20 protein-coding genes and 1 tRNA gene are annotated in these 22,791 nt (G+C 72.2%); 14 read left to right on the top strand and 7 right to left on the bottom strand.

The features are described 5' to 3' along the window. Positions 1-34: 34 nt before the first annotated feature. On the bottom strand, positions 35-793 hold the full coding sequence (locus tag ACF068_RS19405; RefSeq protein WP_392275472.1) for an SLATT domain-containing protein: 759 nt from the start codon (positions 791-793) through the stop codon (positions 35-37). A gap of 273 nt (positions 794-1,066) precedes the next feature. Here ACF068_RS19405 and ACF068_RS19400 point away from each other — a divergent pair, with 273 nt between their 5' ends. The 7 genes from ACF068_RS19400 (at position 1,067) to ACF068_RS19370 (ending at position 7,798) form a co-directional block, all read left to right on the top strand. Further along, positions 1,067-1,405: a YbaB/EbfC family nucleoid-associated protein gene (locus ACF068_RS19400; RefSeq protein ID WP_392275471.1), complete on the top strand. Its 339-nt coding sequence runs from the start codon at positions 1,067-1,069 to the stop codon at positions 1,403-1,405. Between the two features lie 172 nt (positions 1,406-1,577). Continuing rightward, positions 1,578-2,177 (top strand): recombination mediator RecR, encoded by a 600-nt coding sequence (gene recR, locus ACF068_RS19395; protein WP_064067261.1) that lies wholly within the window; start codon positions 1,578-1,580, stop codon positions 2,175-2,177. Beyond that, positions 2,170-2,829, top strand: coding sequence for a DUF5063 domain-containing protein (locus ACF068_RS19390; RefSeq protein WP_392275470.1), 660 nt, complete (start codon positions 2,170-2,172; stop codon positions 2,827-2,829). Before recR ends, ACF068_RS19390 begins: the two co-directional genes overlap by 8 nt. 294 nt (positions 2,830-3,123) lie before the next feature. After that, a complete protein-coding gene (locus ACF068_RS19385) occupies positions 3,124-4,395 on the top strand; it encodes an aspartate kinase (protein WP_392275469.1) in 1,272 nt (423 codons plus the stop codon). Positions 4,396-4,618: 223 nt separating this feature from the next. Continuing rightward, complete coding sequence (locus ACF068_RS19380) at positions 4,619-5,617, top strand: aspartate-semialdehyde dehydrogenase (RefSeq protein ID WP_392275698.1); 999 nt, start codon at positions 4,619-4,621, stop codon at positions 5,615-5,617. Positions 5,618-5,900: 283 nt separating this feature from the next. Next, a complete protein-coding gene (locus ACF068_RS19375; RefSeq protein ID WP_392275468.1) occupies positions 5,901-6,608 on the top strand; it encodes a SigE family RNA polymerase sigma factor in 708 nt (235 codons plus the stop codon). Beyond that, positions 6,605-7,798: a hypothetical protein gene (locus ACF068_RS19370; RefSeq protein WP_392275467.1), complete on the top strand. Its 1,194-nt coding sequence runs from the start codon at positions 6,605-6,607 to the stop codon at positions 7,796-7,798. Before ACF068_RS19375 ends, ACF068_RS19370 begins: the two co-directional genes overlap by 4 nt. Positions 7,799-7,908: 110 nt before the next feature. On the opposite strand, the gene ACF068_RS19365 is transcribed toward ACF068_RS19370, so the two are convergent. The 3 genes from ACF068_RS19365 to ACF068_RS19355 form a co-directional block, all read right to left on the bottom strand. Further along, entirely contained in the window at positions 7,909-8,709 is an 801-nt protein-coding gene (locus ACF068_RS19365; RefSeq protein ID WP_392275466.1) for an SURF1 family protein, read from the bottom strand. Positions 8,710-8,851: 142 nt separating this feature from the next. Beyond that, on the bottom strand, positions 8,852-10,708 hold the full coding sequence (locus ACF068_RS19360; RefSeq protein ID WP_392275465.1) for a prolyl oligopeptidase family serine peptidase: 1,857 nt from the start codon (positions 10,706-10,708) through the stop codon (positions 8,852-8,854). Between the two features lie 68 nt (positions 10,709-10,776). Continuing rightward, the gene (locus tag ACF068_RS19355; RefSeq protein ID WP_392275464.1) at positions 10,777-11,250 is read right to left on the bottom strand and encodes a hypothetical protein; all 474 of its coding nucleotides are present in this window, start codon (positions 11,248-11,250) and stop codon (positions 10,777-10,779) included. Between the two features lie 247 nt (positions 11,251-11,497). On the opposite strand from ACF068_RS19355, the gene ACF068_RS19350 reads away from it, so the two are divergent. The 6 genes from ACF068_RS19350 to ACF068_RS19325 all read left to right on the top strand — a co-directional run bounded on the left by ACF068_RS19350 (position 11,498) and on the right by ACF068_RS19325 (position 18,556). Next, positions 11,498-12,220 (top strand): Crp/Fnr family transcriptional regulator, encoded by a 723-nt coding sequence (locus ACF068_RS19350; protein WP_392275463.1) that lies wholly within the window; start codon positions 11,498-11,500, stop codon positions 12,218-12,220. A 135-nt stretch (positions 12,221-12,355) separates the two neighbouring features. Next, positions 12,356-13,123: a hypothetical protein gene (locus tag ACF068_RS19345; protein ID WP_392275462.1), complete on the top strand. Its 768-nt coding sequence runs from the start codon at positions 12,356-12,358 to the stop codon at positions 13,121-13,123. Next, positions 13,116-15,395: a hypothetical protein gene (locus ACF068_RS19340; RefSeq protein ID WP_392275461.1), complete on the top strand. Its 2,280-nt coding sequence runs from the start codon at positions 13,116-13,118 to the stop codon at positions 15,393-15,395. The genes ACF068_RS19345 and ACF068_RS19340 overlap by 8 nt, the downstream gene beginning before the upstream one ends. Beyond that, positions 15,392-16,465, top strand: a complete 1,074-nt coding sequence (locus tag ACF068_RS19335) for a hypothetical protein (RefSeq protein WP_392275460.1) — start codon at positions 15,392-15,394, stop codon at positions 16,463-16,465. The genes ACF068_RS19340 and ACF068_RS19335 overlap by 4 nt, the downstream gene beginning before the upstream one ends. Next, positions 16,458-17,924, top strand: coding sequence for a DUF4407 domain-containing protein (locus ACF068_RS19330; protein WP_392275459.1), 1,467 nt, complete (start codon positions 16,458-16,460; stop codon positions 17,922-17,924). The genes ACF068_RS19335 and ACF068_RS19330 overlap by 8 nt, the downstream gene beginning before the upstream one ends. Before the next feature lie 74 nt (positions 17,925-17,998). Further along, a complete protein-coding gene (locus ACF068_RS19325) occupies positions 17,999-18,556 on the top strand; it encodes a Pycsar system effector family protein (protein WP_392275458.1) in 558 nt (185 codons plus the stop codon). Between the two features lie 68 nt (positions 18,557-18,624). On the opposite strand, the gene ACF068_RS19320 is transcribed toward ACF068_RS19325, so the two are convergent. Both ACF068_RS19320 and ACF068_RS19315 read right to left on the bottom strand, forming a co-directional pair. Beyond that, positions 18,625-18,698: transfer RNA gene (locus ACF068_RS19320), tRNA-Pro, on the bottom strand. Between the two features lie 128 nt (positions 18,699-18,826). Next, positions 18,827-19,765 (bottom strand): metallophosphoesterase, encoded by a 939-nt coding sequence (locus tag ACF068_RS19315; RefSeq protein WP_392275457.1) that lies wholly within the window; start codon positions 19,763-19,765, stop codon positions 18,827-18,829. A 78-nt stretch (positions 19,766-19,843) separates the two neighbouring features. Between ACF068_RS19315 and ACF068_RS19310 the strand changes: the two genes are divergently transcribed. After that, positions 19,844-20,308 (top strand): GatB/YqeY domain-containing protein, encoded by a 465-nt coding sequence (locus tag ACF068_RS19310; RefSeq protein ID WP_392275456.1) that lies wholly within the window; start codon positions 19,844-19,846, stop codon positions 20,306-20,308. A gap of 186 nt (positions 20,309-20,494) precedes the next feature. Here ACF068_RS19310 and ACF068_RS19305 read toward each other — a convergent pair whose 3' ends face one another. Continuing rightward, on the bottom strand, positions 20,495-22,732 hold the full coding sequence (locus ACF068_RS19305) for a transglycosylase domain-containing protein (RefSeq protein WP_392275455.1): 2,238 nt from the start codon (positions 22,730-22,732) through the stop codon (positions 20,495-20,497). Between the last annotated feature and the right edge of the window lie 59 nt (positions 22,733-22,791).

Raw genomic sequence — 22,791 nt, 5'->3', positions numbered from 1 at the left:
CGACGGGTTCGGCCGACCGGGCCGTCCGGCCGGTTCAGCGGGGCTCCGGCGGGCGCTGGCGCGGCATGTTGGGCCGGGTCCCCGGGGGGAGCGGGAAGCGCCCGGAAGGGTGCGAGCCCTCCACCCGGGGCGGCGCGCACGACAGGGTCGACTGCATCACCAGCGGCGTCGGACCCGACCGGAACGCCACCATCCAGTCCGCCGTCTCCGCCCGCACCAGCTCCGTCACGTCCTCCGAGAACCGCCGCAGCACGCCCAGGCACCGCTCCGCCGCCTCGCTCGCCGTGCCCTCCGCCGGGCCCAGCACCTCGCGGATGCTCTCGGCCGCCCAGTCGAACTGGAACGCCCGGAGGCGCCGCTCCACCGCCTGCGCCGTCGCCACGTCCCGCATCCAGCCGGACGTGAAGCCGAAGTACCGGTCGCAGGCCAGGCACGCGGCGGCCAGCAGCAGCGACACGTACCCCCATCCCGACGCCCCGTCCAGGGCGCCCGTCACGTCCAGCAGCGGCAGCGCGGCACCGGCGATCACGCCCAGCGCCGTACCGATCCGCAGGGCCCGGGCGCCGCGCCGCTTCCAGGCGCGGTCCTCCAGGTACCACTCGGCGGTACGCAGCGCATGGCCCTCGGCCCACCGGTAGAGCTCGTCCAGCCGCTCGGCCGGCTCGCCCCAGTCGCCGAGCGGGAACGGCCGCCCGGTCAGATCGCCGCCGGGGCCGCCGCCGTAACGTTCCCGGTCGAGGCGGTCGCCCTCCCCCCGGGCGTGGCCCCCGGGCTGCATCTCCGGCTGGCTCACCGGGGCACTCCTCTGCGCTCTGCGTGACAATCCGTAACGTGCGGGCGGTGCGATGCGCGTGTGCGTACTGGTGCGCATGCCCTTTCCTACCGCCGAATGGTGGGCCGGAAGTGCGAAAGCCCGGTATTTCCGCCTGCAAGAGGGGCTTGATCAGCTAAGGGGCGCGCCTGTTTCTCACCCGAAAGAGTGAAGCCATGCGGATGGGGCACAGCGTCCGGCGACCACGTAGGCTCGGCATACCGAACACTCGTCGTCGATATGCCAGGAGTGACCGTGATTCCCGGTGGTGGCCAGCCCAACATGCAGCAGATCCTCCAGCAGGCCCAGAAGATGCAGCAGGACCTCGCCCGTGCCCAGGAGGAGCTGGCGCGGACGGAGGTCGACGGGCAGGCCGGCGGCGGCCTGGTGAAGGCCACCGTGACCGGCTCCGGCGAGCTGCGCTCCCTGGTCATCGACCCCAAGGCGGTCGACCCGGAGGACACCGAGACTCTGGCCGACCTCGTCGTCGCCGCCGTGCAGGCCGCGAACGAGAACGCCCAGGCGCTCCAGCAGGCCAAGCTCGGCCCGCTGGCCCAGGGCCTGGGCGGCGGCATCCCGGGCCTGGGCTTCTAGGGAGCGGACGCGCTCTGGGGCGGGCACCGGGCTCCCGGGCGGGCGCTCCCGGACCCCGGGCGATCCGGGGCCGGGGCCCGCGGGTTCCGGCCCCCGCTCCGGCGCCCGCCCTTCTCACCCTCACGCACAGCAACTACCGTAAGCATCACAGCACTCCACGAGAGGCGTTCCGTTGTACGAAGGCGTGGTTCAGGACCTCATCGACGAGCTGGGCAGGCTGCCAGGCGTCGGTCCCAAGAGCGCCCAGCGGATCGCCTTCCACATCCTGCAGGCCGAGCCCACCGACGTACGCCGCCTCGCCCATGCCCTCCTGGAGGTCAAGGACAAGGTGCGGTTCTGCGCCGTGTGCGGCAACGTCGCACAGGAGGAGCGGTGCGGCATCTGCCGCGACCCGCGCCGTGACGAGGCGGTCATCTGCGTGGTCGAGGAACCGAAGGACGTCGTCGCGATCGAGCGCACCCGCGAGTTCCGCGGGCGGTACCACGTGCTCGGCGGAGCGATCAGCCCGATCGAGGGCGTCGGGCCGGACGACCTGCGGATCCGTGAGCTGCTGGCCCGGCTCGCGGACGGAACGGTCACCGAGCTGATCCTGGCGACCGACCCCAACCTGGAGGGGGAGGCCACCGCGACGTACCTGGCACGCATGGTCAAGCCCATGGGCCTGAAGGTCACGCGCCTCGCCAGCGGACTCCCCGTTGGCGGAGACCTGGAATACGCCGACGAGGTCACGCTCGGGCGAGCGTTCGAAGGGAGACGACTCCTCGATGTCTGACGCCACACTGCACGCGCACTCGCTGGACCCCGACAGCTTCGCGGTCCAGATCGCCGACTCGATCGAGTCCTTCATCGTCGCGACCACGGAAGTGGCCAAGGGCGACGAGCCCGACAGCGCGATTCCCTTCCTGCTCCTGGAGGTCTCCCAGCTACTGCTGGCGGGCGGCCGCCTGGGCGCGCACGAGGACATCGTCCCCGACGAGCGGTACGAGCCGGACACGGGTCCCGACCTGGACGTCGACGACCTGCGGATGCGGTTCGCGGTCATGCTGGAGCCGGTGGACGTCTTCTCCGAGGTCTTCGACCCTTACGAGCCGCGCAAGGCGCCCGTGCCGTGCCGGATCTCCGACAACCTGGCCGACATCATCATGGACCTCCGGCACGGACTGGCCCACTACCGGGCGGGCCGCACCACGGAGGCCCTGTGGTGGTGGCAGTTCTCCTACTTCTCCAACTGGGGCCCGACCGCCTCGGCGACCCTGCGGGCGCTCCAGTCCCTGGTCTCCCACGTGCGCCTGGACCAGCCGCTGGAGGCGCTCGACGGGCTGGACACCGACGAGGACCTGACGGAGGACGCCCTCGCGGAGGAGGCGGGCCGGGTGATGGCCCAGGAGATCCTCGGCCCCCTGGGGATGCGTACCGCCAAGTGACCCGCGCGGGCGCGCCCCGCCGGGCGGGGCCTCGGCCAGGGTGTGCGTCCCGCCGAGGAGACGTACCGCCGGGTGGGACGTACCGCCGGGCGGGGACGTACCGCCGGGCGGGGTGACCCGGCACACATTCCGCGTACCGCGCTCCGGCTCGGGCAGGCACAAGCCGAGCGGCCGTGAAGCGCCCCACGATGATCACGTCGTGAGCGGGACATCTCACGATGTGGTATGGCGGGGGCGTTTCCCGGCCGCTCGTTAGACTGAGCTGACCGCAAACGGACTGAGCGAGGAGCGCACGTGGGCCTTGTCGTGCAGAAGTACGGAGGCTCCTCCGTTGCCGATGCCGAGGGCATCAAGCGCGTCGCCAAGCGAATCGTCGATGCCAAGAAGAACGGCCACCAGGTGGTCGTCGTGGTTTCGGCGATGGGCGACACGACGGACGAGTTGATCGATCTCGCCGAGCAGGTATCCCCGATCCCTGCCGGGCGTGAGTTCGACATGCTGCTGACCGCCGGAGAGCGCATCTCCATGGCGCTGCTGGCCATGGCGATCAAAAACCTGGGCCACGAGGCCCAGTCGTTCACAGGCAGCCAGGCAGGCGTCATCACCGACTCGGTCCACAACAAAGCGCGCATCATCGATGTCACGCCGGGCCGGATCCGTACGGCGCTGGACGAGGGCAACATCGCCATCGTCGCGGGCTTCCAGGGCGTCTCCCAGGACAAGAAGGACATCACCACCCTCGGTCGCGGCGGGTCGGACACGACCGCCGTCGCGCTCGCCGCGGCGCTCGACGCCGAGGTGTGCGAGATCTACACCGACGTCGACGGCGTCTTCACCGCCGACCCCCGGGTCGTGAAGAAGGCCCGGAAGATCGACTGGATCTCCTTCGAGGACATGCTGGAGCTCGCCAGCTCCGGCTCCAAGGTGCTGCTGCACCGCTGCGTCGAGTACGCACGCCGTTACAACATCCCGATCCACGTCCGGTCGTCCTTCTCCGGACTCCAGGGCACGTGGGTCAGCAACGAACCGCGAGGGGACCGCAAGGTGGAGCAGGCCATCATCTCCGGTGTCGCCCACGACACGTCCGAGGCGAAGATCACCGTCGTCGGAGTGCCGGACAAGCCGGGCGAGGCCGCCGCGATCTTCCGCACCATCGCGGACAACGAGATCAACATCGACATGGTGGTGCAGAACGTCTCCGCCGCGTCGACCGGGCTGACCGACATCTCCTTCACGCTGCCCAAGGCGGAGGGCCGCAAGGCCATCGACGCCCTGGAGAAGCAGAAGGGCCTCATCGGCTTCGAGTCGCTGCGCTACGACGACCAGATCGCCAAGATCTCGCTGGTCGGCGCGGGCATGAAGACCAACCCGGGTGTCACGGCCGGCTTCTTCGAGGCGCTGTCCGACGCGGGCGTGAACATCGAGCTGATCTCGACCTCCGAGATCCGCATCTCGGTCGTCACCCGCGCCGACGACGTCAACGAGGCCGTCCGCGCCGTCCACACCGCCTTCGGCCTGGACTCCGACTCCGACGAGGCCGTGGTCTACGGAGGCACCGGGCGGTGACCGGCCGGACGGTCGGGACGGTCCGGACGCCCCGGACGGCCCCGGTGACGCGCCGGACGGCCCCGGTGACGCGCCGGACGGCCCCGGTGACGCGCCGGACGGCCGCCCCGGTGACGCGCCGGACGGCCGCCCTGGTGACGTGCCGGCGGGGCCGGTGGAGCCGGTGACGCACCGCAAGCCGTCGCTCGCGGTCGTGGGAGCGACCGGTGCCGTCGGCGCGGTGATGCTCCAGATCCTGTCGCAGCACGCCGACGTCTGGGGCGACATCCGTCTGATCGCCTCCCCGCGCTCGGCCGGCCGCAAGCTGGCCGTGCGCGGGGCGGAGACCGAGGTCCTCGCCCTGTCCGAGGAGGCACTGGACGGCGCCGACGTGGCGCTGTTCCTGGTGCCGGAGGCGGTCGCGGCCCAGTGGGCGCCGATCGCCGCCGCCAAGGGCACCGTGGTCGTGGACACCTCCCCGGCGTTCCGCGCCGACCCGGACGTCCCGCTGGTCGTCCCGGAGATCAACCGCCACTGCGTACGCGTACGCCCGCGCGGGATCGTCGCCTGCCCCGGCGACACCACGCTCGCGCTGATCGTCGCGGTGGGCGCGCTGCACGCCGAATTCGGCCTGACCGAGCTCGTCGTCTCCGCGTACCAGGCGGCGAGCGGCGCCGGGCGGTCCGGCGTCGGCGCGCTGCGCACCCAGCTCTCCCTGGTCGCCGGTACGGAACTGGGCACCGGCCCCGGGGACGTGCGCCGGGCCGTCGGGGACGACACCGGGCCCTTCCCCGCCCCGCTCGCGCTGAACGTGGTGCCCTGGGCCGGCTCCGTCCAGGAGGACGGCTGGTCCTCGGAGGAGCTGTGCGTCCGGGGCGAGACCCGCCGGATCCTGGACCTGCCGGAGCTGCCCGTGGCGGCGACCTGCGTACGGGTCCCGGTGGTGAACGCCCACTCCGTCTCCGTACACGCCCGCTTCGAACACGAGGTGACCGTCGCGCGGGCGCACGAGATCCTGGCGACCTCGCCCGGTGTGGTGCTGTACGACGACCCCGCGGCCGGGGACTTCCCCACGCCCGCCGACGTCGTGGGCACCGACCCGACCTGGGTGGGGCGCGTGCGGCGGTCGCTGGACGACGACCGGACACTGGAGCTCTTCGTCTGCGGCGACAACCTGCGCAAGGGCGCCGCTCTGAACGCCGCCCAGATCGCGGAGGCCGTGGCCGCCGAGTGGCCGGCGTAAACCGCGGTGAAGGCCGCGGCGGCTCTTTGTAGGATCTGTGAACGCCCTGTGAGCAAGTCTTCGGTCTGTGTCACTTGAACTGGGGCGATGGCATGTTCGACGATGCTGTCCCCCTTGCTGCAACCGGTGGTCGGGCGGGAAGCGTCTATGCGGTCGCACCTTCACGGCGGCCGCGACATCGGGGCATCGGGGAAGAGCGGGTACGCATGAGGGCAAACGTCGCACCGTCAAAAGCGGCTGCGTGCGCGTACAACCCTGACGGGGGGAAGCGTGTCCAACAGGCGTGGCAGAGGTACTCGACATCGCAGCGGTGGCACCGTTCCGCGCCCGAGCGGGCGGAGCGGCGGCCGGCCCCGGCATGGGCACGGTGCGCCCGCTCCGGCCCCGCCGGCCCGGCGGCATGCCGGTGATCGCCCCCGTGCCCGCCGCTAGGCGTACGGCCCGTATCCCGTCCCAGCGCGGCGCAGCCCCGAGCGCCGACGACACGACGACGACCGCGGGCACCACCGTCGACCACCTCACCGAGACCTACCGCGCCCACTACCGGTCGCTGCTGGGTCTCGCCGCGCTGCTGCTGGACGACACCGCCTCGTGCGAGGACGTCGTCCAGGAGGCGTTCATCCGCGTCCACTCGGCGCGGCGCCGCGTACGTGACCCCGAGAAGACCCTCGCGTACCTGCGTCAGACCGTGGTCAACCTGTCCCGCTCCGCCCTGCGCCGCCGCATCCTCGGCCTGAAGCTGCTCTCCAAGCCGATGCCCGACATGGCGAGCGCGGAGGAGGGGGCGTACGACCTGCTGGAGCGCGACGCCCTCATCAAGGCCATGAAGGGCCTCCAGCGCCGCCAGCGCGAGGTCCTGGTGCTGCGGTACTTCGCGGACATGACCGAGGCGCAGGTCGCGGAGACGCTGGGCATATCGCTCGGCTCGGTCAAGGCGTACGGGTCACGTGGCATCGCGGCGCTGCGCGTCGCCATGGAGGCCACGGCATGAGTGAGTACGAGCACAAGCACGAGCACGGGTTCGGACAGTACGGGCCCGGCGGGCCGGACGGGCCGTCGAACGAGAACGACCGGACTGGGAACGGAACTGTGAACAACGGTCACGACGGGCCGGACAACGGGACCCCCGACCTCGGTGGCCCCGCCGTCGACGAGCTGGCGCTGCGCAGGCTGCTGCACGGCGCGGTCCAGGACCTCCAGCCCGCCGACGGCACGCTGGACCACCTGCGGCGGGCCGTCCCGGCGCGGCGCGCGCGCAAGCGCCAGGCCCTGGTGGGCGTGGCGGCGGCCGCGCTGCTGTTCGGCACGGCCGTCCCCGCGGCCGTCCATGTGGCGAGCGCGGGCAGCACCTCCGACGACCGCCCCGTGAACGCCGGGCACGGCGAGCAGGTGCAGGGCGGCACCGGCGAGGAGACCGGCGACGCCGCCGGGGGGCCGGGCGCCCCCAGCACCGGGAGCGGCCGGGGACCCGGCGCCGGTGAGACCGGCGAGGACGCCCCGCCCGAGCCGGGCAGTCCCGCGACCGGGACCTCCGACGGCACCGTGGGCGGCACGGAGGCGCCGGCCAGTACGGCGCCGGACACCGTGCCGCGGTGCGAGGCCGCCCAGCTCGGCGTGGCATCGGCGGAGGCCGGCCAGCCGGACGCCGACGGCAAGGTGTACGGCACCTTCCGCATCGCCAACGTCTCGGGCACCGACTGCGCGGTCACCGGCGCGGGCGGCGTCGCCGTCCAGGCGGCGGGCTCGGCCGACCAGGCGAAGGTCTCGGTCGTCGCCCACACCGCGGGCGACGCGGCGGCCGGGCTGCCCGACCCGTCCCAGGAGGCACCGGCCCCGCTCCTCCTCAAGCCCTCCGGCTCGTACGAGGTGCGGTTCGCCTGGGTGCCGAGCGAGACCTGCCCGGTGGAGGGCGGCGGCAGCGGCGGCACGAGCGGCGGCGAACCCACCCCGGACCCGAGCCCGACCGACGGCGCGTCCACCGAGACGGCCGGCGCGGACGGCGCGGGCACGGCGGCCACGGAGCCGCAGCTCGTCAGGGAGGACGACGGCGACGGGACCCGGGCGGAGGGCAGCGTCACGGTCAGCCACACCGCCGAACCGGGCGGCCCCTCGGCCGAGGCCACCATTCCGAACGCCTGCGCGGGCACCGTCTACCGGACGGGCCTGCTGCCCACCCAGTGACACCGGGGCGCGCGCCCCGGCGCGCACCTTGGCGGGCCGCGCCCGTCACGGCCGGTCTGCCCGCCGAGCCGCGTGCGGGCCGCGCCCGCCGCGCACCCCGCCGTGTCGCGTCAGGTCCGGGCTTCCGGCACCTTCGCGGACGCGGGCTCCGGGTCCGTGGCGGCGGCCGGGGCGAGGCCCAGCGCCTCGTCCCTGGCCTGCTCGGCCTCACGGCGGAACAGGCGGAACCACATGAAGAGCACGAACCCCGCGAAGACGAACCACTCGCCGGTGTACCCGAGGTTCTGGAACGCCTTCAGGTCCAGCCCACTGCCCTCCGCCGCGGTCGCCGGCACCGGGGTCAGCCCCGCCGGGGAGTCCAGGAGGGTGATCCAGGCGTCGTAGACGTCGTCCTGGACGACGTTCACCAGCGAGGCCGCGCTGATCATGCCGACCTGTCCCCGGGGCAGGGCGCCCGACGCGTGAACGCCTGGGCTCCCGGTGTGCTCCGACGCCTGGAGCGCACCGGTCACCGTGACCTCGCCGGCCGGCGGGGCGGGTGCCTCGCCGCCCTCGGGCAGCCACCCGCGCACCACCGGCAGGGACCGGCCGCCACCGGTGCGCAACAGGGTCAGGACGTACGCACCGTCCTTGCCGTCCAGCTCCCGGCCCGGGACCAGGAACTGCTCGCCGTACCGCCCCGTCGCCGTGGCGGGACGGCCGGAGGTCTCCTTGTCGACCGGCAGCAGCTCGTCCAGCGGCGCGGCCTTCACCGAACCGGGGTCCGGCCGCCGCTCGGCCTCCTGGTGGGAGTCGACGCGGTCCTCGAACCGCCCGAGCTGCCAGGTCCCCATGAACACGCAGAAGGGGATCGCCAGTACGACGAAGATGTTGATCCCCCACCAGCGGGGCGTCCTCAGGAACCGGTACACACCCCCACGGTACGGAACACCGTCGCCCCCCTTCCGCCCGGGGCCCGGATGCCGGGGGCCCCGGGCCGCGCGTCACCGAGCCGCTCCGGCCCGCACCGCCCCCTCGCGCACCGCCCCCTCGCGCGCCGCTCCTCCGGCCCCCTCAGCCCTCCCCGGCACCACCCTCCCCGTCCCGGTCTCCGTCCCCGGTCCCGTCCCGGCCCTCGTCCTCCAGGTACCGGGCGGCGAAGGCCAGCTCCAGCCGCACCTGCTTGATCCGCTCCTCCACCACCAGGGAGCCGTGTCCCGCGTCGTACCGGTACACCTCGTGCACCGCGCCCCGGGCGGCGAGCCGGTCCACGTAGTTGTCGATCTGGCGGATCGGGCAGCGCGGATCGTTGACGCCCGCCGAGATGTACACCGGCACCCGCACCCGGTCCACGTACGTGAGCGGCGACGACGCCTCGAACCGCTCCGGGACCTCCTCCGGCGTCCCGCCGAACAGGGTGCGGTCCAGCGCCTTCAGCGCCTCCATCTCGTCGTGGTACGCCGTGACGTAGTCGGCGACCGGGACGGCGGCGATGCCCAGCGCCCAGGCGTCCGGCTGGGTGCCGAGCCCGAGCAGGGTGAGGTACCCGCCCCACGAGCCGCCCGTGAGGACCAGCCGCGCCGGGTCGGCCAGGCCGGAGGCCACCGCCCACTCCCGTACCGCCGCGATGTCCTCCAGCTCGATCAGCCCGACCCGGTGCTTGAGGGCGTCCGTCCACTCCCGGCCGTAACCGGTCGAGCCCCGGTAGTTGACCCGGACCACCGCGTACCCGTGGTCGACCCAGGCGGCGGGGGCGGCGGCGTACGCGTCGCTGTCGTGCCACGTCGGCCCGCCGTGGATCTCGAACACCGTCGGCAGCGGTCCCTCCGCGCCCTCGGGCCGCTGCACGAGCGCGTGGACGCGCCCGCCGGGCCCGTCCACCCACACGTCCTCGACCGGCACCGAGAGCGGCGCCTTCATGCCGGGTGGCTCCAGCACGACACCGCCGGCCGTGGACCGCACCGCCGGGGGCCGCGCGGCGGAGGACCACAGGTACTCCACGGAGCCGTCCGGCCGCGCCGTCGCGCTCGACACCGAGCCGGCCGGGGTGTCGACCCGCACCAGGCGGCCCGTGCCGATCTCGTACCGCCACAGCTCACTGCGCGCCTCGAAGCTGTGCACCACCAGCAGCCCGGACCCGTCCGGGTACCACTCGGCCGACACGTCGCCGGGCAGGTCCAGCCCCAGCTCCGTCTCCGCGCCGGACGCCACGTCCCACAGCATCGGCTCCCAGCGCCCGCGCCGCTGGTGCCCCACCAGCAGCCGGGTGTCCCCGTCCACCGGCGCGAAGCCCAGCACCGTGAGCCCCAGGGCCTCGGTGCCGCCCTTGGTGTCGTCCAGCTCGGCCACCACGGCACCGTCCGGCCGGACCACCCGCACCGCCGCGTGCATGGCGTCGCCGTGCTCGGTGTGCTCCAGCGCGATCAGCGTCCCGTCGTGCGACAGGTCACCGACCCCGGCCGACTCCCGGTGCCGGTAGATCTCCACCGGCACCCGTCCGGGCCGGAGGACGTGGACCGTCGAACCGTCCTCGTCGGTGGAGCGGCCCACCACGGTCGTCCCGTCGCGCCCGATGGCCAGCCCCGCCGGATAGGACGGCTCCAGCCCCGGCGCGGCCGGCTCGTCGGCACCGCCCGCGAACGGCTGGCGCATCCACACCCCGAACTCGTCGCCGTCCGTGTCGGAGAACCACCAGATCCACTCCCCGTCCGGCGACAGCACCCCGTCGGTCGTCCCGTTCGGCCGGTCGGTGACCTGCCGCTGCGCCCCGGTCTCCCGGTCCCACGCGTACAGCTCGTACGTCCCGGTCGCGTTCGACACGAACAGCGCCCGGCTCGGCGCGTCCCACGCCCACTCGGGCAGGGACACCCGCGGCGCCCGGAACCGCTTCTCCCAGTCGGGCACGGCCTGCGAATCTGTCGGCTCAGTCATGGGTCCATGAAACCCGATCGCCGTGACAACGCGTTCAGCCCGTCCTCAACCTGTGGATAACCTCGGCACTAGTGCTTGCCGGGCGCCACCGGAACCGTGTCGTCCGTGCACAGCGCCCAGATGACGAAGACGCCGATCGCGATCGAGACGATGGCCCACACCGGCTGGTAGGGCAGCCACATGAAGTTGGCGATCACGGCGAGCGCGGCCAGCGCCACCCCGCCCGCCTTCGCCCACTCCGCCCCGCTGAGGATGCCCGCGCCGATCAGGGCGACCAGCAGGCCCAGCCCCAGATGGATCCAGCCCCACGCGCTGACGCTGAACTCGAAGACGTACTCCCCGACGCGCCCGTAGACGTCGTCCTCGGCGATCCCGACAATGCCCTGGAGCATCCCGAGCACGCCCATCACCATCATCAGCACACCCGCGAACATCACCCCGCCGGCGGCCCACCCGCTCCGCCCCCGCGGCTCCTGGTGGCCGCCGTGATGCGCGTACGCGTGCTGCGCGGAGCCCCGCGGCCCCTCGGACGAATCACTCATCCCCCGAGCCTGCCCGCCCCCACCCACCCCCGCGACCGCACACCCGCCGTGCGGGTGACGCAGGGGAGGGTGAGATGCGCGAGGTCCCCGGGAGAAATGACCCCCGGGGAATACCTGTTCGGTCAATTCCGGCTGAGGATCGGGAAAACAGGCCACATTGCGCCGTCTCCGCCTTCCGGCACCCGGCTCGACGGCAACATGGTCAGGCTCGATCGGCGTGCTGTGCCGCGGAGGGAGATCGTCGGGGGTGCTGGTGAACCAGGCGTGGCCGCCGTCCACCTTGCTCGGCCGGCTGCGGAACGCGACGCGGGAAGAGCTCCTGACCCAGGGCACCCCGATCGCCTATCCGCCGCATCGCGCCCTGCTCCAGCAGGGTGACGGGAGCCGGCACGTCCTGCTGCTGACGAGCGGGGTCGTGAAGGTCGTGGCCAGCGCGGAGAGCGGGTACGACATGCTGCTCGCCGTACGTATAGCGGGAGACCTGGTCGGCGAGATGGCGGCCTTCGAGGAGCGCCCCCGGTCCGGCACGGTGGTGGCGTGCAGTGACGTCACCGCCCGGATCATCCAGGTGCATGCCCTGGAGGCCTTCCTGTCCCGTCACCCGGACGCCATGCGGGCCGTCCTCCACATGCTGTGCGCCCGGCTGCGCTGGGCGAATCGCCGCCGGATCGACTTCCAGGCGTACGACTCGCTGACCCGGCTGGCCCGCGTGCTGGCCGAACTGTGCCAGGCGTACGCCCGCCCCGTGCCGGACGGTGACGGCGGCGGCGGCAAGCGGTGCCGGCTCGGCGTGACGCTGACCCAGCGGGAACTCGCCTCGCTGGCCGGTCTCAAGCTCAACACGGCCGAGAAGAACCTGGCCGCCCTGACGGCACAGGGACTCGTGGAACGCAGTTATCGAAACATAACCATCTGTGACGTTCCCAAGCTGCTGGAATTCGCCAAAGTCGCCGCGGACAACCCGTACTGATACGGAATCACTTCCGCCACTCTCTCCTAGCCTCTCGAACAGCACCTCATGGGCAGTGTCTGCCCATCGCCTGCCCAGAGAGGAAATGATCGGGTGGCTGCGTGGCCTGATTTTTACCCCTGCACCTGCATAGCCGTGGACGCGGAGGCCTACGGGAGCAACAACGACCGGAGGCAGTCGGAAATCCAGCACGACCTGCCGCGCATTCTCGACCGGGCCGCCAGGGGCACCGGTCTGGACCGCACGCGGTGGCAGATCCAGCGCAAGGGCGACGAACAACTGGCGGTGCGGCCCATCGACGGCCAGGAACCGCGTCTGGTCGACGACTACGTCCGCCACCTCGTCGCCGAGCTGCGCGAGTACAACGCCCAGCGGGTCCCCGGGGCCCGCATGCGGCTCCGCGCCGTCATCCACCAGGGTCTGGTGGAGCTGGCCGACAACGGCTTCGCGGGCACGGCCGTGGTGAACACGGCGCGCCTGCTGAACGCACGGTCGCTGTACGACGCCCTGGCCGCCCATCCTGGCGCCGACCTGGCACTCCTGCTGTCCGACGACGTCTTCCGGACCACGGTCGCCGGTGGTCACACCACCCTGACACCCGGAGACTTCACCCGCGTCACGGTGGAGGTGAAGGAATACGAGGCCACCGCCTGGCTCCGGGTGCCCGCGCCCGGCACACAGGCCGCGTCCTCGTGCGAGCCCGGGACCGCGGGGCGGGAAAGCCCCGCGGCCCCGGCATCGGGGGAGCCCGCGGCGGCCCGGCCGGGACCGGCCGCCGCGGGCCGGGCCGACGGGCCGGTGATCGGCAACGACTACCGGGCCGACCGGATCAGCGTCGCCAACTTCACCGGACCCGTGAACGCCCGCGGTGCCGTCTTCGGCTTCGGGAACGCCGGTGACTGACGGAGCGCACCCGGACGACGGGCCGGCCGTACCGCTCGTACCACCCGTACCCGGCCCTGACGACGACGCCGAACCGTCCGCACCGGAAGGAGCCGGGGAAGCGCCGCCGGCCGGTGACGAGGCCTCCGGCACCGGTCCGGAAGCCGCCCCCGAGCGGCGCCGGGAGCCGGACGAACGGGAGGAGGACGACCGGGGCTACAACGATCTGCGCCGCGTCCACCAGCTCGTCAACAACAACTTCTACGGCGTCGTCGATGCCGCCGGAGCGGCGTTCGGCCTCGGCGCGGCACCACCCGCCGGGCTGGCCCCCGGCACCGTCGAACCCGAGGAGTCCGACCGCGCCCTGCGGTTCTACGTCCCGCCACGGCCCTGTTTCGGCGAGGCGCTCGCCAGACTGCGCGAACACGCCGTCGTCGTCCTGACAGGCGAGGACAACTGCGGACGCAGCGCGGGCGCTCTCGCACTCCTCAGGGAGGTCCTGGGAGACGGCGCCAGACTGCGCAGCCTGTCGCCCGCCAACTCCCTCGCCGAGCTGGCCGCGTCGCGAGACCTCAAGCCGGGGCAGGGGTACGTCATCCTCGACTACGTCGGCGAGCGGAACGTCGAAGCCGTACAGGCCTGGGAGATCGGGCGGCTGAGCGGGGAACTGCGCCGCAAAGGCTCCTACCTGGTCATGACGGCGGGCGGGGCGGTCCACCGCCGGCTGGCGCTGCGGGACCACTGCGTGCCCTGGCACGCCCCTGACCCCCTGGAGCTGTTCGAGCGGTGCAGGAACGCGCTGCCGCACACCGACCTCGCACCGGAGACCGAGCGGGAACTGCGGGAGCGGGTCGGCGGACAGCGGCGGCCGGCCGATGTCGTCGCCGCGGCGTGCGCCCTGTCCCGGGAAGGCCCCGACAAGGCGCTGGACACCCTTCGGGACCGGTGCCGGGAGTTGGTGCGGGAGCTGTTCCGCAAGCAGCCCCCGGCGCACGACCTGCTCCCACTGGCGGCCCTCGCCTTCCTGGAAGGCATCCCGGAGCGGACGTTCGAGAAGGAGTGCGCGGCACTCGCCGCCCACGTGCGCGACTGGGAACGCGGCGGCGGCACACCGGCCGGCGAGCCGGACGACGAGGCCGGGACCGCCCTGCGCGGCACGGTGGCACAGCAGTCCCGGGCCCGCTGGAAGGACCGGGCGGTGGGCCTGGTGACCACCGAGTACCGGGCCGGTCCGGGCCGCGACGCCGGGCGCAGCGAGCGGCGACTGGTCTTCACCGACCCCCGGGTCCGCGAGTTCGTCATCGCGGAGCTGCACGACCTGTACGGCTACGAGCTCTGGTACCCGCTGCGCCAGTGGCTGGGCGACCTGGCCCTGCTGGGCGACCTGGACGCCCGTACGGAGGTGGCCCGCGGCGTCGCGCTGCTCGCCCGGCACGCGCTCGTCGAGGTCGACGAGAACATGTTGACGGTGTGGTCCGAGGGGCTCACCAACCAGCGGGTGACCGCCGCCCTGACGCTGCAGTTCATGTGCGACGTCGAGCACCTCGCTTCCGAGGCGTTCGGCATCGTTCTGAGCTGGACGGACAACTCCGGGCCCAACCGTGCCGTGACGGCGGCCATGGCGCTGACCGGCCGCCTCGGCTCCCTGTACCGCCTCGACGCGCTCAAGCTGCTCTGGTTCCTGATGCAGCGCGGGGAGCGGATCGCGGTCTCGGCCCACCGTTCCCTGGTCCTGTTGCTTCAGTCCGCCGGACAGGACGCGGACCGCGCGGTGTTCATCCTCCGGTACGTACGGACCGTGATCGCCAGGTCGGCACCCGGGTCCCGGGAGCGGTCGATCGCCCTGCGCACCGCCCTCCAGGTCCTCGAAGCCATCGAACTGGACACCCCCGACCCGCTGGCCGCGGCACTCCTGCGCACCGTCCCGGACAGCGCCCGCCACCTCGGGTCCCTCTGGGCGGACGTCCTGCACAGCGGCAACCGGAGCAGGGCGGTCAGCGCCCTGTGCCGAACCCTGGTGCGGCTGCGGGACGACCCGTCCGTGACCGGCGCCGTACGCGACCTCGGCGAGGCCATGCGCGACGCCATGAGCGGCCGGCAGTGGGACGCGCTGTGCCACCACCTGTCCATCGCCCTCAGGCACCCCGACTACGCGATCCCCGGTGCCGCACGACTGGCGCGGGTGCTCATCGGATCGCTGCGCGGCCGTCCGCCGGCCGTTCGCGGGCGTTCCCCCGCGTCCCTCATATCCACCCCTCCCCCCACTTCCGTTCAAGGAGGCCGAAGCAAGTGAACTACCCGGTCATCGCCGAGGACATCCTGGCCACGGTCCAGGGCGCCTGGTGGTCTCGGCGTCGCCGCCGCGACGACGTGCCGCAGCTTCCGCCCGGTGCGGTCTACGTTTTCAGGGTCGGCGGGAACTACCGCCCGTTCCCCGAGGGCATGGTGTTCGACCCGAGCCACCCCGACGTGCTCGACGCCTCCTCGGTCAGCCTGGTCGACACCCGGGCCCGCCTGGTCGAGGTGGAGCGCACGCTCCCCTCGGTGAGCGAGGCGGACAACTTCACCGTACGGGCCGCCTTCACCTGCCAGGTGACCGACCCGACCGTCATCGCCCGGCAGGGCATCATCGACGTCACGGTGCCGCTGCGCGCGTATCTGATGGGCGACGCCGACCTGCCGAGGGTGAGCGCCGGGCACCGCGTGGAGGAGGTCAACGCGGTACGGACACAGGTCAGTCACCGTCTGACCGCGTACAGCGCGATCGTGCCGCCCCGGGTCGCGGGCATGAGCGTGGAGTTCGTCAGTGCCGAGGTGCACGCGTCCGACGACCTGCGGGACTGGGAGCAGAAGCTGCGCGACGAGCGGCGCAGCCAGGAACTCCAGCGAGGCCAGCGCGACTTCGAGACCCAAGACGCCCTGCGGATCGCGGAGCTGCTCTCGCAGGGGTCCGACCACGTGGACGCCTTCGGCATCGCCCGCAAGGAGATCGACCTCACCGAGGCGGCGGCCCGTATCCACCGGACCGGCGAGGAGGAGTCCGCCCGGCGCCATGAAGCCGAGGCATCGGCCCGGGCCCACGCCCAGGGGCGGGAGACGGCGGAGGCACAGATGCGCCGCGACATGGTGCTGACGCTGCTGCGGCAGATGGGCGGCAGCGAGTACGTCGACTACCACCAGGTCCTGGAACAGGTCCTGCGGGAGACGGGCGGCACCCAGGCAGCGCCCGGTATCGCGGCCGCCGGTGCCACCCGCATGGTCGGTCCGGGGTCGGCGGGCACCGGGCGGACGCCCACGGGCCGGGACGGCTCGCGCGACCCGCGGGGCGGGTACGTCACGGACGAGGACGATCTCCTTGACTGACCTCCTGACGAACCACGTGCCGGCCTCCGGGACGGCGACCGGCCAGGGCGCCGCCGGTACCGCCGCCTCCGGCCCCGCTGCATCCGGCCCCGCGTCCGGCCGCACCACCGCCCGGACGACGTCGGACCGGCCCACCACCCGGCTCCCGGGCGACCGCGCGGCCCACGCCCGGACCGGCCGCCGCACCGGCGGCTTCGACACCGCCCGGCGGCTGCGTGCCCTGACCGGTGTCGACGAGGAACTGCTGGCCAGGGTCAAGTACGAGCGGAGCAAGTACACGGCACTCGGCGGAGTGGTCCTCGGCACGTCCGTCATCGCGGCGTTCTCCATGTGGAACTTCGCCACCGAGGCCCTCGGTCGCGTTTCCCTCGTGGCGCTCGTCCCGACGGTCATCTGGATGCTGTTCGTGCTCAACCTGGACCGATGGCTCGTCACCCCGCAGCCGAACGCGCGGCGACGGCTCGGGCCCCTCCTCACCCGGCTGCTGATCGCCCTGCTGCTCGGCACCGTGATCGCCGAGCCGCTGGTGCTCCGCGTCTTCCAGACGGCCGTCGAGGAGCACGTCGCCGACGAGCGCACGGGCGCGATCGACCGGTTGCGTTCGAACCTGGTCCGCTGCAACCCCGTACCGTCCACGACGCGGACGGTCATCCCGCCGGGCTGCCAGGGGACGTACGTCCTCTCCTTCGACGGGACGCCCGGTGAAGGGGCCGAGGAGCTCGCCGCCCTGCGCGCGGACGCGACCGTGCTGCAACAGCGGGTGGACCGCGACACCGCGGGACTGGAAGCCATCGACGCGGAGGTACGCGAGGAGTGCCGGCGGCTCATCCGCATCGCGGGCACCAACGTGTACCAGCGGACGTCGGAGTGCGTGCGGCTGCGAGCCAAGGCGCGCGACTACCGGACGACCCACCGCACCGAGGAGAACGAACAGCGGCTGGCCCGCATGCACGGCCGTATCGCGGAGATCGAGGGGAAGCAGACCGTGTCCCGCGGCGCCTTCCTCAAGGCCCGGGCCGACGGCATCGAGCGGAGGCTGGAGCAGGAGCGGGCCAAGCAGAAGGAGATCGGTGTCCTGGAGCGGATGCGGGCGCTCGACGAGCTCGCGACCGGGAACCCGGTCCTCTTCGTCGGCATCTGGCTGGTCCGGCTGCTGTTCGTGCTCCTCGACGTCCTGCCCGTGCTGGTGAAGTACCTCGGTGGTGAATCCGCGTACGACCGGATGCTCACCGGCGCGAGCAACAGCGCGGTCAAGATCCACGGCGAGCAGATCCGGCTGGCCGAGCGGCGCGCCCTGGCCGACCTCGAGATCGCCCAGGACTCCATCGAACAGGAGGTCCGCCGGCACCGTGCCGAGTCGGAGGCGGCGTTCCGGGAACACACGGCCGCGATGAACATCCGGGTCCGGCAGGCGGTGAACGCCTTGGAGGACGAGATCCGCCGCTCATCGGCCGTCTGACCCGACCCGTCGGCACCACGGCCGCCCCGCCCGCCGGGGCGGTCGTACCTCACCACAGGGAACGGAGGGGAAGCATGCCCATACCCGAACGCGAGGCGGACCCGGACCCGGATCCGGACACCGGTACCAACACCGGTATCACGACCGACCGCGGCGCGGAGCTCGCCAGGATCCTGCTGGCCGAGGCACGCGAGGAGCTCGTGAAGGCCGACAACAAGGCGGGCCTCCTGCTGGCGTCCCTCGGCGCGGCCCTGACCGCCCTGCTCGGCGCCATCGGCAGCGGCGTCATCGCCCCACGGCAGTACGCCCTCCTCCCACAGGTCCTCCTGTACGTGGGCTGCGCCGCCTGCGTACCCGCCCTCGCCCTGCTGGGACTGGCCGTCACCCCCCGGCTCGGCGCCCCGCGTCGCCTCCGCACCCACTACTTCGGCGATACGAGGCTCGTGACGACGATGGCCCACCTGGAGCGGACGGTCCGCCACACCGACCTCGTGTCCCGCGACCTGAGCCAGCTCGCCGTCCTGTCCCAGATCGCCTGGACCAAATACCGCTGCATCCGCCACGCCCTGGTCTGGGGCTCGGTCTTCCTCGGGCTCACGCTGCTGGGCATGGTGACGGGAGCCTTGACCTAGCACCCGCAAACCAGTCAGGGGCCCGACCCGCTCTCGCGGATCAGGCCCCTGACCTGGTGTTTCTGCTGTCGGGGTGGCGGGATTTGAACCCACGACCTCTTCGTCCCGAACGAAGCGCGCTGCCAAGCTGCGCTACACCCCGATGTCACCGTGTGTCCCGGCGACGTCGTTTACTTTAGCCCACCGGCGGCCGGAGACGAAATCCAGTTCTCGCGGGCCCAGGGGCGGGCGCCCGGGGGGTGTGGCCGGGGGGTGTGGCCGGGCTCCGGGTCAGTCCTTCGCGGTCAGGGTCAGCAGCGTGGCCTCCGGCGGGCAGGCGAAGCGGACCGGGGTGTACCGGTTGGTGCCGCACCCGGCGGAGACGTGGAGGTACGCGGTGTTACCGCCGGCGCGGTGGGTGGACAGGCCCTTGACCCGGTCGGTGTCCAGGTCGCAGTTGGTGACCAGCGCCCCGTAGAAGGGGATGCAGAGCTGGCCGCCGTGCGTGTGGCCCGCGAGGATCAGCGGGTAGCCGTCGGCCGTGAACGCGTCCAGTGAGCGCAGGTACGGGGCGTGCACGACGGCCAGGGACAGGTCCGCGTCCGGTTCCGGGCCGCCGGCGACCCTGTCGTACCGGTCCCGCTTGATGTGCGGGTCGTCCAGGCCGGTGAAGGCCAGCTCCAGGCCCTCCAGCTTGAGGCGGCCGCGCGTGTTGGTGAGGTTGACCCAGCCCGCCGTGTCGAAGCTGTCGCGGATCTCCTCCCACGGGTTGTGCACGGCCCCCACCGCCGGCGCGTTGCCGTTCAGGCCGTGCCGCCCCTGGGCCTTCTCGAGCAGGTAGCGGGCCGGGTTGCGAAGCTTGGGCCCGTAGTAGTCGTTGGAGCCGAAGACGTACACGCCGGGGAAGTCGAGCAGCGGCCCCAGCGCGTCCAGCAGCTCCGGTACGCCGTTCGGGTCCGAGAGGTTGTCGCCGGTGTTGACCACGAAGTCCGGACGCAGCCCCGCGAGCGACTGGAGCCACGCCCGCTTCTTGCGCTGGCCGCTCACCATGTGGATGTCCGACACCTGGAGCATCCGCAACGGCCGGGTCCCGCGCGGCAGTACGGGGACGGTGATCCGGCGGAGCCGGAACGAGCGGGCCTCGAACCCGGCGGCGTAGGCCAGACCGGCCGCGCCGGCCGCTGCGATTCCTGCGGTGACTTTCAGGGGAACTCCGTATCGCGCGCGCATACCGCCATCGTCCCAGAACCCTGGAGGCGCGGGAAATGCACGGGCGTCGTGGTCGTCGCACCTGCCACACTTGTCCGCATGACCACGCTCAAGTCCAAGCTGCAGGAAGACCTCAACGCCGCGATCAAGGACCGCGACGAGCTCCGCTCCTCGACCCTCCGGCTGACCCTCTCCGCCATCACCAAGGAGGAGGTGGCCGGCAAGGAGAAGCGCGAGCTCTCCGACGACGAGGTGCAGAAGGTGATCGCCAAGGAGGCGAAGAAGCGCCGGGAGGCGGCCGAGGCCTTCGGGCAGGGCGGTCGTGCCGAGCAGGCCGAGCGTGAGAAGGCCGAGGGCGTCATCCTCGACGCGTACCTGCCGAAGCAGCTCGGTGACGAGGAGCTGGAGCAGATCGTGGCCCAGGCGGTCGAGGAGGCCAGGGCGGGCGGTGCCGAGGGTCCGCGCGCGATGGGCGCCGTGATGAAGATCGTGAACCCGAAGGTCGCCGGCCGCGCCGAGGGCGGCCGCGTCGCCGCCGTGGTCAAGCAGCTCCTGGCCGGCTGAGCGGATCCTGACCCGCTGAGCGGATCCCGACCCGCCGGCCGGGACCTCGGTCCCGTAGCCCGGGCGGCCGCCCTCCGGTGGCGGCGTCCCGGCCGGAAGCGGACCATGCGCCCGCCTCATCCGGTGTACGACGAAGGGGCGCCCCGTCCGTGATCCGGACGGGGCGCCCCTTCGTCGCGTGGCGCGTCAGCGCCAGCCGCCGCCGTTGCCCTGGCCGCCGCGGTGGTTGCCGCCGATCAGGTCCGGCGGGATGGTGATGCCGCCCCAGGGGTCGTCGTCGCCCGGCTTGCCGTCGTCGCCGCCGTCACCGTCGCCCGGCTTGTCGTCGCCGGAGGGCTTGCCCTTCCCCTTGCCGTCCTTCGGGGCGTCGGGGATCGTAACGCGGACGAAGTCCGGCGCCTCGCGGCCGTCCAGCGCGCCGGTCATGGCGTCCTTCCAGATCGGCCCCGGCACCTTTCCGCCGAAGACCTTGTCGTGGTACCGGCCGCCGATGGTGATGTACTCCATCTGCACGTCCTGGCTCGGGTCGCCGACCCACACCGCGCCGGAGAGGTTCGGGGTGTAGCCGACGAACCAGGCGTTCTTGCGGGCGTCCGTCGTACCGGTCTTGCCCGCGTTGTCACGGCTGCTGAGACCGGCCTCCTGGCCCGTACCCGAGTCGATCACACCGCGCAGCAGGCTGTTGATGGTGTCGGCGGTCCGCTCCGACATGGCCTTGGCGCACTCGGACTTCGGCACCTTCAGGCTCTTGCCGTCCGCCGTCCTGATCGACTCGATGGCGGTGGGCGTGCAGTACGTGCCGCGGTTGGCGAAGGCGGCGTACGCGGCCGCCATGTTCAGCGGCGAGATGCCGTCGGAGCCGAGGGTGAGGCTGGAGGGCTTCTCGGGCAGCTTCTCGTCGTTGCCCATGACCACGTTCAGCTTGTCGGTCATCTCCACGACCGGGCACATGCCGATCTCGCCGATCATCTGCACGAAGTACGTGTTGACCGACTTGGCCATCGCGTCCTTCAGCGCGTACGGACCGACCTCCGACTCGTTCTCGTTCTCCACGGTGTCGCCCTGGTTCCTCCAGGGGCTGCCGCTGCACGTAGAGACGGAGGAGGGGTAGGGCATCTCGTACGGCGACGGGTACATCTGCGTCGGCGGCTTGCCCTGCTCCAGGGCGGCGGCCGCCACGAACGGCTTGAACGTCGAACCGGTCGGGAAGCCGTAGTTCGAGCCGCCCATGCCCTTGTTGACCGAGTAGTTGATCTGGGTCTCGTTCTTCCCGAAGCCGTACGGCCGGGACTGCCCCATGGCCATGATCTTGCCGGTGCCGGGCTGGACCATCGTGACCGCGGTGGCGACCTTGTCGGTCTGGTAGACGTGGTCCTTGATCGACTCCTGCGCCGACTTCTGCGCCTGCGGGTCGAGCGTGGTCTTGATCGTCAGACCGCCGCGGTTCCAGACCTTGCTGCGCTCCTCGCGGTTCTTGCCGAAGACCGGATCCGAGAGGAAGACCTCGCGGACGTAGTCGCAGAAGAAGCCGGCGCCGTCGACGGCGGTGATGCAGCCGTTCTTCGGCTTGCTCACCTTCAGCGTGATCGGGGTCGCCTTCGCGCGCTGCGCCTCCGCCTCGCTGATGTCACCGACGGCCGCCATGCGCGTCAGCACGACGTTGCGGCGCTTGGTCGCCTCCTGGACGTCGTTGACCGGGTCGTAGCGGCTCGGCGACTGGACGATGCCGGCCAGCATCGCCGACTCCTCCAGCGTGAGGCTCTTGGCGCGCTTGGAGAAGTACCGCTGGGCCGCGGCCTCGATGCCGTACGCCTGCTGCCCGAAGAACGTGATGTTGAGGTAGTTCTCGAGGATCTTCTTCTTCCCGAGCTCCTCCTCGACCTGGATCGCGTACTTCAGCTCCTGGATCTTGCGGCCGAGGGTCTGCTGGGTGGCCTCCGCGACCTTGTCCGGGTCGTCGCCGGCCTCCTCCACGAAGACGTTCTTCACGTACTGCTGGGTCAGCGTCGACGCGCCCTGGGCGACCCCGCCGGACTGGGCGTTGCGGTTGAGTGCGCGCAGTACGCCCTTGAGGTCGACGGCTCCGTGCTCGTAGAAGCGCGAGTCCTCGATGGCGACGATCGCCTTCTGCATGTACGGGGAGATGTCCTTGAGGTCCACCACCGTGCGGTCACGGGAGTAGACCGTGGCGATCTGGCCGCCCCGTGAGTCCAGGATCGTGGTGCGCTGGCTCAGCGGCGGCCGCTTGAGGTTGGCGGGGATCTCGTCGAACCCCTGGACCGTGCCCTTCGCCGCGAGCCCGAGCGCTCCCGCGGCGGGCAGGGCGATGCCCGCCAGTACGGCTCCGGCGAGCACGCTGACACCGACGAACTTGGCGGCCTGCTGGGTCCCGGTCAGACCACCGCCCGAGCGCTTCTTTGGCATGGAGTCAGCCTAATCCGTCGGCCATGGCGTTCCGCGGGAGCGGGTGGGTAACGGGATGT

Origin of the sequence: Streptomyces sp. NPDC016309, from assembly GCF_043077235.1 — a bacterium.
In the GTDB taxonomy this organism is placed as follows: domain Bacteria; phylum Actinomycetota; class Actinomycetes; order Streptomycetales; family Streptomycetaceae; genus Streptomyces.
The sequence above is the reverse complement of the archived record's forward strand: the minus strand, read 5'-3'. Positions and strand labels throughout refer to the sequence as shown.

Coding starts and splice junctions, on each gene's coding strand:
- ACF068_RS19390 (WP_392275470.1), top strand. CDS start 2,170: ATGTCTGACGCCACACTGCACGCGCACTCGCTGGACCCCGACAGCTTC.
- ACF068_RS19380 (WP_392275698.1), top strand. CDS start 4,619: ATGCTCCAGATCCTGTCGCAGCACGCCGACGTCTGGGGCGACATCCGT.
- ACF068_RS19370 (WP_392275467.1), top strand. CDS start 6,605: ATGAGTGAGTACGAGCACAAGCACGAGCACGGGTTCGGACAGTACGGG.
- ACF068_RS19360 (WP_392275465.1), bottom strand. CDS start 10,708: ATGACTGAGCCGACAGATTCGCAGGCCGTGCCCGACTGGGAGAAGCGG.
- ACF068_RS19355 (WP_392275464.1), bottom strand. CDS start 11,250: ATGAGTGATTCGTCCGAGGGGCCGCGGGGCTCCGCGCAGCACGCGTAC.
- ACF068_RS19325 (WP_392275458.1), top strand. CDS start 17,999: ATGCCCATACCCGAACGCGAGGCGGACCCGGACCCGGATCCGGACACC.
- ACF068_RS19315 (WP_392275457.1), bottom strand. CDS start 19,765: ATGCGCGCGCGATACGGAGTTCCCCTGAAAGTCACCGCAGGAATCGCA.
- ACF068_RS19310 (WP_392275456.1), top strand. CDS start 19,844: ATGACCACGCTCAAGTCCAAGCTGCAGGAAGACCTCAACGCCGCGATC.
- ACF068_RS19305 (WP_392275455.1), bottom strand. CDS start 22,732: ATGCCAAAGAAGCGCTCGGGCGGTGGTCTGACCGGGACCCAGCAGGCC.